At 63.9% G+C, this 16,080-nt stretch carries 14 protein-coding genes; 3 read left to right on the top strand and 11 right to left on the bottom strand.

The genetic code is table 11. The features are described from left to right. Window positions 1-137 precede the first annotated feature (137 nt). The 3 genes from KHO22_RS06975 to KHO22_RS06965 form a co-directional block, all read right to left on the bottom strand. Window positions 138-1,109, bottom strand: coding sequence for an ornithine cyclodeaminase family protein (locus KHO22_RS06975; protein WP_211946382.1), 972 nt, complete (start codon window positions 1,107-1,109; stop codon window positions 138-140). Next, window positions 1,099-1,728, bottom strand: coding sequence for a helix-turn-helix transcriptional regulator (locus KHO22_RS06970; protein WP_211946381.1), 630 nt, complete (start codon window positions 1,726-1,728; stop codon window positions 1,099-1,101). The genes KHO22_RS06975 and KHO22_RS06970 overlap by 11 nt, the downstream gene beginning before the upstream one ends. A gap of 82 nt (window positions 1,729-1,810) precedes the next feature. Then, the gene (locus KHO22_RS06965; protein WP_211946562.1) at window positions 1,811-2,713 is read right to left on the bottom strand and encodes a LysR family transcriptional regulator; all 903 of its coding nucleotides are present in this window, start codon (window positions 2,711-2,713) and stop codon (window positions 1,811-1,813) included. 173 nt (window positions 2,714-2,886) lie between these two features. On the opposite strand from KHO22_RS06965, the gene KHO22_RS06960 reads away from it, so the two are divergent. Both KHO22_RS06960 and KHO22_RS06955 read left to right on the top strand, forming a co-directional pair. Next, window positions 2,887-3,849 (top strand): aldo/keto reductase, encoded by a 963-nt coding sequence (locus tag KHO22_RS06960; RefSeq protein WP_275950835.1) that lies wholly within the window; start codon window positions 2,887-2,889, stop codon window positions 3,847-3,849. 104 nt (window positions 3,850-3,953) lie between these two features. Beyond that, window positions 3,954-4,856, top strand: a complete 903-nt coding sequence (locus KHO22_RS06955) for an NAD(P)-dependent oxidoreductase (protein ID WP_211946379.1) — start codon at window positions 3,954-3,956, stop codon at window positions 4,854-4,856. 406 nt (window positions 4,857-5,262) lie between these two features. On the opposite strand, the gene KHO22_RS06950 is transcribed toward KHO22_RS06955, so the two are convergent. Next, window positions 5,263-6,354 carry an acyltransferase family protein gene (locus KHO22_RS06950; protein ID WP_211946378.1) on the bottom strand — a complete coding sequence of 364 codons (1,092 nt, stop codon included), beginning with the start codon at window positions 6,352-6,354 and terminating at the stop codon, window positions 5,263-5,265. Between the two features lie 435 nt (window positions 6,355-6,789). Between KHO22_RS06950 and KHO22_RS06945 the strand changes: the two genes are divergently transcribed. Further along, the gene (locus KHO22_RS06945; protein ID WP_230426760.1) at window positions 6,790-8,046 is read left to right on the top strand and encodes a right-handed parallel beta-helix repeat-containing protein; all 1,257 of its coding nucleotides are present in this window, start codon (window positions 6,790-6,792) and stop codon (window positions 8,044-8,046) included. A 54-nt stretch (window positions 8,047-8,100) separates the two neighbouring features. Here the strand turns inward: KHO22_RS06945 and rfbA are convergent, their stop codons facing one another. From rfbA to KHO22_RS06910, 7 genes are read right to left on the bottom strand one after another with little or no spacing between them, the layout of a single operon-like run. Next, window positions 8,101-8,988 (bottom strand): glucose-1-phosphate thymidylyltransferase RfbA, encoded by an 888-nt coding sequence (rfbA, locus tag KHO22_RS06940; RefSeq protein WP_211946377.1) that lies wholly within the window; start codon window positions 8,986-8,988, stop codon window positions 8,101-8,103. Continuing rightward, window positions 8,985-10,271 (bottom strand): oligosaccharide flippase family protein, encoded by a 1,287-nt coding sequence (locus tag KHO22_RS06935; RefSeq protein ID WP_211946376.1) that lies wholly within the window; start codon window positions 10,269-10,271, stop codon window positions 8,985-8,987. The genes rfbA and KHO22_RS06935 overlap by 4 nt, the downstream gene beginning before the upstream one ends. A 16-nt stretch (window positions 10,272-10,287) precedes the next feature. Beyond that, window positions 10,288-11,571, bottom strand: a complete 1,284-nt coding sequence (locus KHO22_RS06930; protein WP_211946375.1) for an oligosaccharide repeat unit polymerase — start codon at window positions 11,569-11,571, stop codon at window positions 10,288-10,290. Window positions 11,572-11,584: 13 nt separating this feature from the next. Further along, window positions 11,585-12,859: a glycosyltransferase family 4 protein gene (locus tag KHO22_RS06925; RefSeq protein WP_211946374.1), complete on the bottom strand. Its 1,275-nt coding sequence runs from the start codon at window positions 12,857-12,859 to the stop codon at window positions 11,585-11,587. Continuing rightward, a complete protein-coding gene (locus tag KHO22_RS06920; RefSeq protein WP_230426759.1) occupies window positions 12,841-13,953 on the bottom strand; it encodes a glycosyltransferase family 4 protein in 1,113 nt (370 codons plus the stop codon). The genes KHO22_RS06925 and KHO22_RS06920 overlap by 19 nt, the downstream gene beginning before the upstream one ends. Window positions 13,954-13,965: 12 nt before the next feature. Then, a complete protein-coding gene (locus KHO22_RS06915) occupies window positions 13,966-15,009 on the bottom strand; it encodes a glycosyltransferase family 2 protein (protein WP_211946372.1) in 1,044 nt (347 codons plus the stop codon). A 24-nt stretch (window positions 15,010-15,033) separates the two neighbouring features. Continuing rightward, window positions 15,034-16,044, bottom strand: a complete 1,011-nt coding sequence (locus KHO22_RS06910; RefSeq protein ID WP_211946371.1) for a glycosyltransferase — start codon at window positions 16,042-16,044, stop codon at window positions 15,034-15,036. Window positions 16,045-16,080 lie beyond the last annotated feature (36 nt).

Here is a 16,080-nt window from a genome sequence, read left to right as displayed (position 1 = left end):
AACAGGAATGGAGGCCCTTGACCATCCGGAAGCGCATCAAAGGCGTGCCGCGGGCAAGGCGCCGAAGCCGCGCAGCGGCTGCGGTGACATCGTGGAAAGTAAGCGGCTCCTACATAGTGCAAACATCGATTAAAGCGTTACCACGACCACGGAATGCTGGAGCCTATGCCCGCCGCACCAGCCCGCTGATGGAGCAGGCGTGCGACGGTCAGGTCCTGCAGGGCAAGACCGGTCATGTCGAATACAGTAATGTCGGTCGGGTGCCGATCCACACGCGCCTTGTCCGTCAGCAGATCGCCCAGTTCGATGCACGGCGTATCGGGCGCCCACTGGGTTTCACCGATCTGACGTGCCTGTTCCTGGTCGTCGACGAACAGGCGCACCCGCTCCAGCAGCCCCTGGGGCAGTTCGCGCTTCCCTTTCGTGTCTGCGCCGACGCAATTCAGGTGCGTTCCCGGCTGCACCGACTGCGGCTCGAACAAGGCGCCGCCTCCTGGCGTAGCGGTGATGACGATGTCGCTCTCCGACACGGCGGCATTGCGGTCGCGCGCCGGCGAGATCTCGCAATGGTGCGCGAACTCGGCCTCGAAGGCAGCGTCGCGCTTGCCGTCCACCGTGACATAGCGGACCTTGGCAAGCGCAGGCAACAACCGCAGCGCGAAGCTGAGTTGCACGCGCGCCTGGACACCGGTGCCGAACAGGCACAAGCGGGTACTGTCCGCCCGTGCGAGTTGCTGCAGCCCCAGGCCACCCGCGGCGCCGGTGCGCATGGTCGTGACCGCGTTGCCGTCCAGGATGCAGACGGGCCGCCCGGTAGCGGGGTCGATCAGCATGATGGTGGCCTGGTGCGGCTCCCCACCAAGTTGACGGTTGTTGGGCCAGAATCCCGCAGCCTTGAAGCCCAGCAGGCCTTGTGCCTGCACATCGCCGGACTTGATGCCGAAGACGCCGCCGGTTGCCAGGGGCTCGCGCACCACCGGGAACACACGGCCCTCGCCCTGGCTATGCAGCAGAAAGGCCTCCCGCACAGCCTGCAGCACGTCGTCAGGCAGCAGCAGGGCCTCGACGTGGTTCTTGTCGAGCAATAGCAGGCGGGCGTCACTTGGCATCGCTGTACACCGTTGCTCGCGATACACCCAGGTGCATTGCGACGATTTCCATGGCCCGACGCATTTCCATGCAGCCCGCTTCCTTGAGCTCGCGAATCAGCGCGCGCCGCTCCGTCGCCTTGAGTGCCCGGGGTGTCGTCGCGAGCCGCGCCGCAAACTGGTCGATGCGCTCCCTGATACTGTCGGCGCTGATCGGGTCGAGCGATTCGGTAACACCCGCGGCAGCGCCAACGCTCCCAAACTGCCCCAGCATGCTCTGCAGACCGCGGAAAAGGGTCAGGTCCACATTCAGGCACAGGGCCGCGATGTATTGCCCGCTGGAATCCTTGATGCCGATCGACGTACTCTTGGCCTGGCGGCCGTCGGCGAACTGGTTCGCATAGTTGGCGATGACCTGCTGGTATTGCGGATCGGCGATGCGGGCCAGGCCGAGTTCCGTGGCCGGGTCGCCAGGCTGGCGACTCGACAGGTTGTTATGGATCGCCAGGATGGCGTGCTTGGGATCCAGGAGGTCGTGAACAACGACCTCGCAGAACGGTGCCAGGGTCTCGCCGAGGCCCTGCGCCACTTGCTTGAGTTGATCGAGCAGCGCTTGCTGCTCCTTGGTTCGTTTCGTCATATGGACAGAGTATCCAGAATTGGATTATTAGTCAAGGATGGAAATCGAGCTTGTCGGGTCCCACGCATGCGCCCGCCGCCGGTCAGGTGTTGGCGGTGCGGATCATGTCGATCAGTTGCCGCAGGCCGGGAAGCGTCTGCCGCCGGCTTGGGTAGTACATCACCATCGGCGGACCGGCGACCGCCCATTTCGGCAGCACGACTTCAAGGCGGCCGGCGGCGATGTCGTCGGCCACGCGGCGTTCGAGGCAGTACGCGAGTCCGACACCGTTCAGCGCTGCATCGACCGCAGTGTCCGTTTCGTTGGCGCTGACCGGGCCGGGTACGTCGAGTTCGAGTGCGCGGCGTCCGTTGCCAAGCTCCCACCGATACAGCGAGTTGTCGCCGATGCGAATGCGGATGCACGCGTGGCGCATCAGGTCGGCTGGCTGCGCCGGCCGTCCGTTCCGCGCGAGGTATGCGGGAGCGCCCACGACTACCCATCGCAACGGCGGCGTCAGCGGCACTGCGATCATGTCGCCCGCGACCGTGTCGCCATAGCGAATGCCAGCGTCGTAACCGTCGGCAATGATGTCGATCAGCCGATCGTCGACGGTGATGTCGAGCTGGATTTCCGGATATGCGGCGATAAAGGCGGGCAGCACTGGGCCAATCAGCAGGCGTGACGCGTCGCGTGGCACGTTGATACGCAGGCGGCCGACCGGCGAGGTGCGGTAGCGATCGAGCTGGTCGATTGCCGCGCCGATAGTCTCGAAGCCCTGGTCGAGCTGTTCCGCCAGCGCGCTGCCGGCCGCTGTCGGCACCACCGAGCGGCTGGTGCGATTGAGCAGCTTCACGCCCAGCCGCGCCTCGAGATTGCGCATGGCGTGGCTCAGCGCTGACGTCGACACACCCAGTTCGACCGCCGCCTGGCGGAAGCTGCGGCGGCGGCAGATGGTGACGAACACATTGAGGTCGGCAAGCTCGGTGCGGGTGAAGGCGGGCATGGCAGACAAGGAGTGTGGCTTGTCTCAATGATTCGTTGAATTCAGCTCAACGATATATGAGCTAGATTGTACGCGCCTGCTGCGGTGGCTTTGCCCGCAGTCCGCGGCGTGGTGCAACGCGCGCAGGCAAACATCTACTGGAGTGGTGAAGTATGAATGTCGAGACGATGAGAATGGAAGGCATCCCGGTTGCCGTATCGCGCATTGCGCTGGGCACATGGGCGATAGGTGGCTGGATGTGGGGCGGAGCCGACGACAGTGCCTCCGTGGCGACGATCCAAAGCGCGCTCGACCACGGCATCAATCTGATCGACACCGCACCGGTGTATGGCTTCGGCCATTCCGAAGAAGTGGTCGGCAAGGCGCTGGCCGGCAGGCGCCACCAGGCGGTGATCGCGACCAAGGTGGCGCTCGAATGGGGCGAGGGCGGCGTGCGGCGCAACGCCACCCCGGCGCGCATCCGGCTGGAAATCGAGGATTCACTGCGCCGCTTGCGCACGGACTACATTGACCTGTACCAGGTGCACTGGCCCGACACGCTGGTGCCATTCGAAGACACCGCGGCCGAACTGGAGAAGTTGCGCATCGAAGGAAAGATCCTGGCTGTCGGCGTCAGCAACTTTTCCCCGCGGCAGATGGACGCGTTCTCCGTGGCGACACGGCTCGCCGCAGTCCAGCCCCCTTACAACCTGTTCGAGCGCGCGATCGAAGCTGACGTACTGCCATACGCGCGCGAGCAGGGACTTGCCGTGCTGGCCTATGGGGCGCTGTGCCGCGGGCTGTTGTCCGGGCGGATGCGCGCGGCTACCACGTTCGACGGCGATGACCTGCGCAATGCGGACCCGAAGTTCCGGCAGCCGCGTTTCGCGCAATACCTGGCGGCCGTGGAGGCACTTTCGGCATTTGCCCGCGAGCGCCATGGCAAATCGGTGCTGGCCTTGGCGATCCGCTGGATACTGGACCAGGGCCCGACGGTTGCGCTGTGGGGTGCGCGTCGCCCGGACCAGTTGAGCGGAATCGGCGACGCATTCGGATGGAAGCTGAGCGCGCAGGACATGGAAGACATCGACGCCTTGCTCGAACGGCATGTGACCGATCCGGTCGGGCCGGAATTTATGGCGCCCTCGCTGCGCTAGTACGGAGTTGGCAGTCACTGGCAACGCGATCGGACGACCTCGGCCGCCACTGCGTTGCCCGGGGCGCCGCCTTATCAACACAGTTGGTCATTCGGAGTTTCATCATGCAGATTGGATTTGTCGGGCTTGGCTCAATGGGCGCCGCGATCGCCATGAATCTGGTCGAGTCCGGGCACGAGGTGCAAGTGTTCAACCGCAGCCCCGGGCGTGCCGAACCCCTGGGCAAGGCAGGAGCCACGGTCGCCGCTAGCCCTGCCGAGGCTGCACATCTGGTTGACGTCGTCTTCTCGATGGTTGCCGACGATGCCGCGCTCACCGCTGTCACGCTCGGTGAGAATGGAATCCTCGCGGGGCTCAGGCCTGGTGCGCTGCACATCTCGCTCAGCACAATCGGCGTGGATACGGCTCAGGCGCTCGCAGCCCTGCACCTTGACGCCGGAGTGGGCTTTGTCTCGGCACCGGTGTTTGGCCGGCCCGACGCTGCGGCGGCGCGCAAGCTCTTCATCATGGCGGCCGGCGCGGACGAGCACCTGAAAGTTGCGGTGCCGTTGCTTGAGCAACTGGGGCAGTCCGTCGGTATCGTTGGGGCGGATCCGTCGCAGGCGAATCTCGTGAAGCTGATCGGCAATTTCATGTTGTCCGTGATCATCGAGACGCTGGGCGAGGCATGCGCGGTGGCCGGCAAGGCGGGAATCGACCCGACGCATTTCGTCGATCTCCTGACCAACGCGAACTTCAACGCGCCGCCCTACAAGATCTATGGTGCGATGATCGCGTCGCAGCAATTCCAGCCGGCGGGCTTTTCGCTGCCGCTCGGCCAGAAGGACAACCGCCTGATGCTGGCGGCCGCCGAAGCGCTCGGTGTGCCGCTGCCGCTTGCGAGCCTGTTACACGACCGCTTTCTTGCTGTGCGCTCGCAAGGCATTGGTGCCGAGCACGACTGGTCCGCCGTTGCCCTTTGCGCGCTGACCGAAGCCGGGATGCGCAAGGACGCCCGGCGTCCGTAAAAAGAGTCTCGTTGCAGGTGGTTGGGAGGGGATACGGGGGCGCTTTCCATCAGAGGTGGAAAGCGCTTCCCGATGCTGGCCGATGCCTCTGACGCGCGCCCGTCGCCTCAGGGATCCAGCACCGAGAGGTAAGCCGCAGCCTCTTCAATCTGACGCTCGCGAGCGGGAATCCGTTGCGAGGAAGAGCCAGGCGGAGCAGGAGGTTGCCGCCGCCCGGCGAGACGTGCGCCTGAAGGTGCAGGACGGATTCCTCTCAGTGAAAACGGGCGTGTCGCGCGTCGCCGCACCCGAGGAGTCGTTGACGTCGGCGTGTAGCGCGCTCGCGGCGACGACGCTTGGCCGGGACGTTGGCACTCGTATGGAACCCGACTGTAGCTTTCATGTGGCTTCCGGGCTCCGCGGCCCATCAAGACGTCTGCCCCAGCGCGCGCATAGTCGCCCCGACCAGAGGGGCCTTGAGCTTGAGCGCACGACTCTCAACCAGATGCCACGACAGCACTGCAAGCGCCAGCGTCACGACACCGGACGACAGGAGCAACCCCATGACTGGGATGCCTGGAAAGAGGGCGACGATCGACTGCTGGACCGGGAAGGCGTAGATATAGATGCCATACGAAAAGTCGCCAAGGCGGTTGTAGCGGAACAGGACAGGTGACGGTACAAACGCTGCAATAAGCACCAGGTATGGCATTGCCAACAGGTACATCAGCGCGAATACATGGTGATTCGGCACGAAGGCGCAGCCGATGACGGCGGCGAGCAGCAGCCCCGCGATGGGTGCGGACAGTTCCACGTGCGCGCTTAGGATGAACAGGCTGGCGCCCGCGAAGAACATCAGCGGCAAAGCTGTCTTCTGCATTGCGGAGCCGCCGAGGATTGCGAAGACGCAATACAGGAACGAGGCCGCCGTGACCACCAGCACCGCCGCACGGAACACGCGCTGGTGAGCGTGCCATGCCACCATCGAGATGACCCATAGCGCGGCCAGTGCGAAGTACATGCGGATCTCGTACATCATGGTCCACAACGAGCCATTCACCGTATCGGGATACGGATTGCTCGCGAATACACCGGGCAAGGGATAGACTGCGCCGGCGACCAGCGTGGTCGTCTTCAGCAAGAACTGGCGCGTTCCTGGATCGATGAGGTATGTGGAGGCCGGCCACGTCGTGAACGCCATGCCCAGACCGAATACCACCAGCGCAACCATGACAAGCAGCGCCGGATAGATCCGCAGGAAGCGCGCCCACAAGAACTCGAGCACGCTCCCGCGCGTCAGCAGGCTTTTGGTCACGAGGAAGCCGCTGGTGACGAAAAACACGTCGACGGCAATCGTTCCGGGGGTCATCCCGATCAGCCTGCGCAAGGGCTCGTCATTGACCTCGCCGGAGGCCAGGGAGTAACTGTGGGTGACAAGCACAGCGAGCGCGGCTGTGATTCGCATCAGGTTGAAATTGTTTTCGTCCTTTCTTCCCCCAGCGACGCGTGCGAGCCTCATATGCCCCCTCTTTCATCCAGCCGGCTTCGGTTGCCGGAACGACCCCGACAGCTTCCAGCAGCATAGACCGCAGTCAGGTCATAAATTGACGCTTGTCCGATAGCGCCGAGGGATTGGCGGAATAGGCAGGGCGGCCAGTGGCGCAGATGTATCGCACCGATACGGCAGCCGTTGCTGCGGACGCGACTTTCGGCAGACTTTTTCACCCCGCGCATGCGCGCGACGTCCGTCAATATCCGCCAAGCTCTGGAACTATCGGACAAGCGGCCGCTCCTGTCAGCGTTCGAAGCTATGATGCAAGCGGTAAATCGACCAGCAATGGATGGAGGCGGCAGCTATGAAACATACCGGCAACCCGTTGAAGGCAGTGATCGATGCTGAGCCAGGCAGGCCATCGTGATGCCATCCCTACGCAGAGCCTGCGTCGCAGGCACCATGCTGGCAGGTCTGGCCGCGGGTGCTGTCGCCGTATTGACCGGTAGTCCGCGAACTGCGGTCCGCGCGTTCGCCGCGGTAGGCGCGACGGCCGATGTATCGGTGCAGCCTGCACCCGGCGGCGCAGACCAGGCCGATAGCCTGCAGGCGGCGCTCGACAACCTGCAGGCGGGACAGCGCCTGGTGCTGGCGCCGGGCACCTATGTGGTGGGCCACGTGCTTGCAGTGCGCGGCGAGCAGGTTGTGGTATCGGGCTATGGCGCGACGCTGGTCGCCACGAACCCCGATGAGCAGGCCATCATGATGACTGGCGCGAACTCGACGCTGGTCGGCGTGACGCTGACGGGCATCGGCACGCAGCGGCTCGAGTCGGCCACGTCGACCAAGGTCGCGGTGGACGGACAGGGCATCCAGGTGCTCGATGTCAAGATCAACGGCGGTGCGAGTGTCGGCATCTTTGTCTCGCGCGGCAGCAGCATTGCGCTGGTCGGCAACAAGGTCCATGGCACGCTGGCCGATGGCATCCACATCACAGGCGGTTCACGCGACGTGCTCGTGCAGGACAACGCGGTCACCGCCACCGGCGACGACATGGTGGGGATCGTCAGCTACCAGCGGGACGGTGTACTCAGCCAGAACATCTACGTATCGGGAAACTATCTGGCAGGCAACGCATGGGGCAGGGGCGTTGCTATCGTTGGCGGTGCCGACGTGACGGTCGCCGGCAACCGGATTGAAGGTGTGCAGAAGGCTGCGGCGGTGCTGGTGGCGCAGGAGGATGGCTACCGTACGGCCAGCGTGGCCAATGTCCTGGTCGCGAACAATATCATCTCCGACGACCAGAACGCGACACAACCTGGGAACGACCGTCCCGCCGCAGGCCATGCGGCGATCGACATCAACACGGGCAGCGGAACAGTGGCGCAGGTACTGGTGACGGGAAACCAGGTGACGCGCGCGAGCTTCGACGGATTCCGGGCCATGAACAATGTCTGCGGCGTCCGCGTCTCAGGTAACCGCTTTGCTGCGATCGGTGGCCTCGCCCTGTCGCTGCAGTACCGAAACTGTACGGCGACGCAGTTTATCTGCGACGCCAATACACTCGATGGTGTGAGCCTCGTAGCCCCACCAGGATGTTCCAGCGGGGGCACCATCCCGGTTTCCGGCGCGGACGCGGGCCGCCTGCCGCCGGTGCGTACCTCCCTGCGCCAAGGCCTGCAGGCCTCGATGCCAGCGCGCCCGGCACGCTCGGGTTGAGGGGAGCCCACGCACAGCGCTTCGCCCCCGGCTGGCGCGATCTGCGCATGATGGTCACCTGACCCGCGGCGTTTCCGCCAACAGTCGCAGCAAGTATCTGCCATAGTGGCTTTTCACGAGCGGGGAGGCGAGCCGACTCAACTGCTCTGCATCGATCCAGCGATGACGGTACGCGATTTCTTCCGGGCATGCCACCATCAGCCCCTGGCGCTTCTGCAGCGTGGAGACCAGCAGCGCCGCCTCGATGAGCGAATCATGCGTGCCGGTGTCGAGCCAGGCATAGCCGCGGCCCATGATGTCGACCCTTAGCTTGCCGGCTGCGAGGTAGCGCGAATTGATGTCGGTAATCTCCAGTTCGCCGCGGGCAGATGGCCGGATATCTGCCGCAATGTCGCACACCTCATGGTCGTAAAAGTACAGACCGGTCACCGCATAGCTGGACCGTGGCGAAGCGGGCTTTTCCTCGATCGACAATGCGCGGAAGTCTTCGTCGAATTCGACCACGCCATACCGCTCGGGATCGTGGACGTGATAGGCAAATACCGTGGCGCCTTCCTCGCGTCGGCTCGTGCGGGTCAGTTGTCTGGCGAGATCGTGCCCATAGAAAATGTTGTCGCCGAGGATCAGCGCCGATGGATTACGGCCGACAAACTCACGCCCGATGATAAATGCCTGCGCCAGCCCATCGGGCGAAGGCTGTTCCGCGTACCGGATGTCGAGGCCCCACTGGCGGCCGTCACCGAGCATGCCGGCAAAGCGAGGGGTGTCCTGCGGGGTGGAAATGACCAGTACGTCGCGAATGCCGGCAGTCATCAACGTTGACAGCGGGTAGTAGATCATCGGCTTGTCGTAGACCGGCAGCAGTTGCTTGGAAACGCTCTGCGTGACCGGGTACAGTCGGGTGCCGGATCCACCGGCCAGAAGGATGCCTTTTCGGGTCATGCCTGGATCTCCGTCGTGGATGGTCTTTCATGTATCTTCAGGATCGACACGCTGGAAGCTGTTTCGCGGCGATAGCAGACCGCGAAGGCCGCGGCTCCGAACGCTTCAGTCAGGATGACGGAAATCACCGTCCCTTCGGCGCCCAGGTACAACACAAATGGGACCACATAAACGAGATGGAGCAACGTCACCGCCGCGTAGATGTTCTGCACCAGGCGGTGGCGCCCCAACGCGAGCAAGCCAAGGTTGCCGAACACAAAGGCAATGCTGGTAAGCGGCAGCAACACGCCCTCCAGCCGCAGCAAGAAGATCGCGGCGTGGAACGGTTCGCCCAGCCACATCCGGATGCCAAGATCCGCGAACACCTCGATCGCGATGAACATCGCCACCGAGCTGCCGAACACCGCCAGCATGGCCTTGCGCATCAGCGCCTGCGCTGCGGCAGCATCTGTGGCGTTGTACTGGCTGATACGCGGGAAGAACGCGGTACCGATGACGGTAAAGACGGTCTGGCCCGCAATGCGGATCTTGTCCGCCATGGAGAATTGCCCGACCGCGACCGGGCCGTGGAAATAATTGAGCAGGATTGCGTTGAAGTTCACGTAGAAGCTGACCAGCACAAGGGAAAGGAATACTGGATACCCCTCGCGCAAGGACGCCACGATCGCGCGCACTGGCACGGCGACCAGCGTGGCAAGACGCTGCCGGTGCACCCCCGATAGCGCTGCAGCGGCCAGGATGACAGTGCCGATGCTGATCCCCAGCGCCGCCAGCGCCGCGTCGCCGGGCCCCCGAACCCACGCGAGGACGCATGAAAGACTGACCGCCTTGGAGATGAAATTTGGCAGCACGAGCGACTTCATGCGCTCCTGCCCCTGATACAGCCAGAACGGAGTGATCGCGCTGGCGACGACGCCGACGAACGCTGCGGCCAGGATCCCCCAGTGCTCCCGCAAGCTTGGCACCATGCCCACCGCGCCCAGCATGAGCAGCGCCGACACAAGGATCAACAGCAGTTTGGCGCCCATGGTGGCTGAGTACACCTCGGCTACCGCTTGCGGATCGTCGCGTTGCAGGGACACCAGGCGGGTCGCCGTGAGATTGTGGCCATAGTCGGTCAGCAGAATCAGGTATTGCGCCAGCGCCTGACAGTAGGCCAGGACGCCAAACTCCCTGACGCCAAGCACTCGGCCCAGAAACGGTAAAAGCAGTAGCGGGAACAGGTAGTTGCCTGCCTGGATGAGGAGAAGGTATGCAGCGGTCGCGCGGATCGATGGGGGCATGGGTTTGTCGGAGACGTCATGGTTGGCGCGGTAGCGTGGCGGTGCGCCTGGCATGGTGCGGGGGCACCTTGGGCGAGATCCGGTGTCGGGCCGGCTGGCCAAAGCATTGGAAGACCAGCCACAGCAGCGCGAGCGGCACGAAGTTCCGCCCGCTGAACAGGTTCGGCACGCGCAGGATCTCCATCAGCGACACCAGCAGCACGGCATGGGCGCAACACCAGAAGCCATCGCCCGCTCTCCAGCCGGCGTAGCTGCGTGCCAGCATCCAGCCCATGAGCGCCGCCAGCAGTAGTGCGAACCATCCCCACTCGTAGAAGTGCACGAAGATGCCGGACGGATTGTTGAACTCGGGATCGCCAAAGTTATTCAGAAACCGCCCGTAGCCGTCGCCGCCACCCACTAGCGGCCGAAAGAACTCCCCGAGTACGGGGAATCTGATGAGCCAGTCGAATGTAAAGGTTGGCTCGCCAGTTCCCCAGCCCATAATCGTCAGCAGGCCAGCGCCGTTGTTCAGCGCTGTCGAGTAATACATCGCCAGCCGCTCAAGGGCGAAGTCGAAGATGTTGTCGTAGATATTGACGTAGTAGGTTTCCCAGGAACGGTTGTATTCGTTCGCGATGAAGAAGCCGATCATCGGCACGATCGCGGCGAAGGGTCCCAGCGTGAGCAACACCGAGTGCCTTGGGAGATTGCTGAAGCGGGCAGCCATCAGGGCCCAGGGAAGGAGTGCCTCTACCAGCGCGAGCCGCTCGGCGAAGATGAAGCTGCGCAACAGTGTCAGCACGCCCAGCACGACCATGTAGGCCTTGTAACGATTGAAGCCGCGCACGGGCCTGCGGAAGACATAGAAGTACAGCGGGACATATGCCACGGTGGCTTGCGTGAGCGTGCTGATGCCGGCAATGCGGCCCTTCAGCTCAAGGACGTCGTAGGTGTTTGCCCCGCCGTTCAGGAAGGAGAGGAGGATGGCAGGTTGGGCGATCACGCCACCCATCATGACCAGGTAACCGGCCAGTGCGAGCCCGAACATGGCGTCAAGGACTCGCACCGGAATTTCCGGAGGGGCGTGGCGGGCCTGCGGCACGAGGATACGTTCGGCGTATGCCGCGACGGTGAGTACACCGAGAAAGAGGGCCCCGGCCAGTGCATGGAAGCTGGTGAAGTAGACTCGCTCGATGGCCTTCTGTTCGCCAAGCAGGTCCAGTGCAATCAGCATGTATAGCGGCAGGATGAAGTACAGCAGTAGCCTGGCGGGGTCTTCCCACCAATAGCCTTCATGGTGATCGGGCGCGTTGGGCATCGTATCGGCTCCGTCAGCGCGGCAGCGATTCGAGCGTGTCGGCGATCACCGGCACCGGCAACGCTGCCACGTCGCACTGGATGTCAGCCGAATGGCCAATCCCTGCGAGCGGCGTGGTCGATGCCTGCGCCATCGCGCTGCGCACCATGGCGAGAAGCTCCCGCCGGAAACGCTCGGGTGAGAACCGGAGAGCATTGCGCCGGCATGCGGCAGGGTTGAATGGCCCGTTGTCCTCGAATCGGCACACGGCGCGCACGATGTCTTCCACGGTCTGGCGCGGAAAGAAGACGCCGGTACGGATATTACGGTCCAGGCTGTCGATGACCGTCTCGCGGGCGCCGCCCCGTCCCAGGGCGATCACCGGTGTCCCGCACGCCTGGGCTTCCAGGGCCACAATGCCGAAATCTTCTTCCGCTGCAAAGACAAAGGCACGCGCGCGTTGCATATAGTCGATCAGCACGTCCGTCGACTGATAGCCGAGCAGCTCGACGTTGGAGGGCGCCATGTCCCGGATGCGTGCGAGATCCGGACCGGCGCCGATGACAACCAGACGTTTGTCCGGCATGGCAGCAAAGGCTTCGACGATCAGCCCGACCTTCTTGTACGGCACCAGGCGCGATGCGGTGAGGAAGAAATCTTCGCGGCGATCGCCCAGGCTGAACCGTTCAATATCTACTGGCGGGTAGATCACCGAGGCATCGCAGCCGTAGACCTTGCGGATGCGACGCGCGACGTAGGCGGAGTTGGCCACGAACAGGTCGACACCGGGTGCGGTCCGGTGGTCCCAGATCCGCATGTAATGCAGGATGGCGCGGGCCAGCCAGCTCTTGAGGCCACGGGTCAGGCGGGATTCTTCCAGATATTGATGTTGCAGGTCCCATGCGTAGCGGATAGGTGAGTGCACATAGCTGACATGCAGCTGGCCGGGGCCGGTGATCACGCCCTTGGCCACGGCATGGCTGGACGAGACCACCAGGTCGTAGCCTGACAGGTCGAACTGCTCCACCGCCAGCGGCATCAAGGGCAGATAGGCGCGGAACGACTGCCGGGCGCGCGGCAGGTGCTGGATGAAGGATGTCCTGGCATGCTTGCCTTGCAGGACGGCTCGCTCTGCGTCCGGAAAAAAGTCAACCACGCTGAACAGGTCGGCATCAGGCCAGATCTTCAGAATCTGTTCGAGGACGCGTTCAGAGCCGGCGTAGGTAGTCAGCCACTCGTGTACCACCGCGACCCTGCCGAACTCGTCTGCGGTGCGCAAGGGGGGAGGATTCATCGCCGTGGGAGCCATGGAGTGATCTCGCTGATTAGCCTGGCGGCAGTGGTGCGCCAGGAATTCCGTTCCACGTGGGCATAACCTTGCGTGCGCAATCTGTCGCGCAAGGTGCTGTCACGCATGACGTGCGTCAGCAGCTCGCCAAGTTCGAGAGCGCTGGTCGGGCGGAAATAGAGCGCGGCGTTGCCGCAGGCCTCGCGTACCGAAGGCAGGTTGGACGCAAGGACCGGACAGCCAAGCGTCATGGCTTCCACGGGGGGCAAGCCATAGCCTTCATAGAGCGACGGGAACACAAAGCAGGCAGCATGGCGGAACAATGCCGTGAGGTCTTCGTCATCGACATAGCCCACGCGTTTGACGAAATCTGGCGCTACCTGCTGCACCGACTGGAACACGGGCAACGTGGCCCCCACGATGACCACTTCGTATTCCGCCGTCTTGAGCAGCTCGATGGCCTCTACGATGAGCCTGAAGTTCTTGTGGTGGCTGGTACTACTGACAGCCAGGACGTAGGGCCGGCCCGATAGCCGGAACTTTCTGCGAACGTCGGGGGCTTGCGGCAGGCGCAGCATGTGGTCACCGCTCATTGGCAGCACGCCGATCTTGCGGTCGGGAATGCGATAGGCCTGGGAGAGTTCGCGGCGTGAGAACTCCGACACAGTGAGCACGCGCCGCGCGATGCGTCCGACCCACGGCGCCATCATGCGGTACCAGGCGCGGAACGCGCGCGTATAGGCTTGCGGAATCCGTACTGGCGCGGCGTCATGCATGACTGTGACCTGGTTCGGAAACAGCAACGGCGCCGCGTTGCAGAGGTTCAGCAGCAGCGTGCCGCGGGCAGCGAGCGCCAGGCTGACCTGCTCCCAGTATTGGCCCGTGCCGCCATGGACCGTCCGGATCCGCAAGTGCGGGAACTGCTGTGGATCCACCTTGACGGATGCCGGAACCAGAATCTCGAATGACAGCCCGGCAGTGATGGGGTCGTGGTCCGCAACGAGCTGGTCGATGCCGCGCACGACTTCGTAGGCAAAGCGGTCGACGCCGGTCGCGCGCCTGCCCAGGAAGCGGCCGTTGATGGAGACGGTTGCGGGGGCGGACACGGTGGCCATTTCCGATACGGTTCAATACCCCGCACGGGCGAGGGGATTGGCGATATAGCGGACCGCCCGATTGCTGATGGATGCCACCGGCACCAGGCAAAGCGCGGTCAGGCACCATACGGCAAGCTTCTTGCGTGCGCTCCAGAAAGGATTGGCGGCAATCGTATGAAAGTAGCGGCTGGACTCATGACGGAACCAGTGCCATCGCCGAGTCAACGGCGCGCCATGGAGAAGGGTGGCAAAGTGGGCCTTCTCCGCGGAAAAATCCAGAAATTCGGCAGGCAGGACGATGCCAAGCCGTTCCCAGGCCAGCCCACGCAGGATGGCCCAGCGCCGGGCAGACTGCCTGGCTCCCGCCAGTGCATCTTCGGCATTGGCGAGCGACAGGCTGGCGCTGTCCGAACGGCCTGTTTGCGCGGTGGTATGCCGATGCACGCGATAGCGGCCGAGTGGACGATCGAGCGAGCCAACACCGCCGACCAGCGCAATGCCATAGATGGCGTAGAAGTCGGCACCGTGTATGTTGTCTGCGGTGACCGGGACAGGAAAGATGCGCCGGAGTGCATCCACGCGATAGGCGTTTCCCGACCCGGGCGGTGACGGGTACAGCCATCCGTCCCGCAGCCGCATGCCGCAGTCTGTCACGTCGCTGGATTGCGGAACCTGCACCCCGGTGAGGGTCCCGTCAGCGGTCATTACCTCCAGTCGGAACTGAATCTTGACATAGTCGCCGGCTGCGAAGGCGGCCAGCACCGCCTCGGCGGCGTCCGGCTGCAACTGGTCGTCGGCGTCAAGGAAGATCACGCAGGGCGTGCCGAGCCGACGCAGCGCGTGATTGTAGGCCGAGACCTGCCCGCCGTTTGGCTGGAACACGGCTTCTATCCTGTCGCCATAGCCCAGGATGATGTCGCGCGAACCATCGCTGGAGCCGTCGTCGATCACCATTACCCTGACCCCTGGCGCCGTCTGGCGTAGCGCGGAGTCAATGGCTCCCCCCAGGTACGGCGCGTAGTTGTAGTTGCAGATGACGATCGTCAGGAGGGCGGGGGCGGAGTGGGTCGGCATGACGGCCTCTGCGGTGGAGGTTGGCTACAGGGAATAGTCGGCGTGCAAGCCGAGGCGGCATGCCTCGCCGTCGGCGATCGCGCGTTCCAGCAGAGCGAGCCTGGCAGCAGCGCCATGACGCCTGCCGTAAATCCGCAGCAGGGCGAGGAAGACGAGGCGGTTCAAGCGGTATGTCAGGCCGGAGGTCGACCAGTAGTGCTTGTCGAACCATGCCTGGTTGCGGCTGCTGTAGTAGGCGCGGAAGTCCGACCGGCTCAACAGCAGGCACTCGAAGTGATTCTTCCAGTTTCGCTTGACGTTCCACGATCCCTCCAGGTCTTCCAGGCGGGCGCCGGTTACCAGCGCAATGCGGCCGCCGCGCGCGGTCAGGCGCCATGTGTATTCGATGTCGTCCGCATACAGCACGAGCTGCCGTTCCGGAAAGCCGAGATCGAGGTAGAGATCGCGGTGCCCGAGGAGGCCGCCATATGGCGCAAACGGCAACGGCAGGACTTCCGGCATGTCCGCCGGCTTCGGGCGGCCCCACGGCGTGCGGCGCCATAGCTTGTAGGGAATGCGGGCCACATGAAAGCCGAAGTAGCTGGAGCGCGGCGGCATCGCCAGCGCCACGGGCACACCCATCGCGATATCGGCCTGGTGATCCGGGCGGAAGCCAAGCACCGCCGCACGGTTGCGGCCAAATCCGCGCGTCAGCCGATCCAGCTGATGGCAGAGGACGTCGAGTGCGCCGGGGCACGGGGCATTGTCATCGTCCATCAGCCACAGGTAGTCTGTGTCGCGGCTGAGCGCTGCGTCGATGCCTACCGCATAGCCATTGGCCGACCCGGTGTTGGTCGGCAACCGGATCACGGTAACCCGCGCCCCCCAGTCGTCCTCGAGCCGGCTAAGGTCGGACGAGGAATTGTTGCTGACGACCACGGCGTGCGCCACGCCCTCGTGCTCGAACGCCCGCCGCAACAGTTCGGTGCAAAAGTGCAGGCGCGCGCCGTAGGTCACGGTGACCAACGTGATGCGCTTGTGATGGGTGTGTTTCATAGCTGCCTTTTTTCTGCTGATTTCCGCTCATTTCCG

The organism is Cupriavidus yeoncheonensis, assembly GCF_905397275.1.
GTDB lineage: Bacteria > Pseudomonadota > Gammaproteobacteria > Burkholderiales > Burkholderiaceae > Cupriavidus > Cupriavidus yeoncheonensis.
Note: the sequence above shows the minus strand (reverse complement) of the source record. Positions and strands in the feature narration are given on the sequence as shown.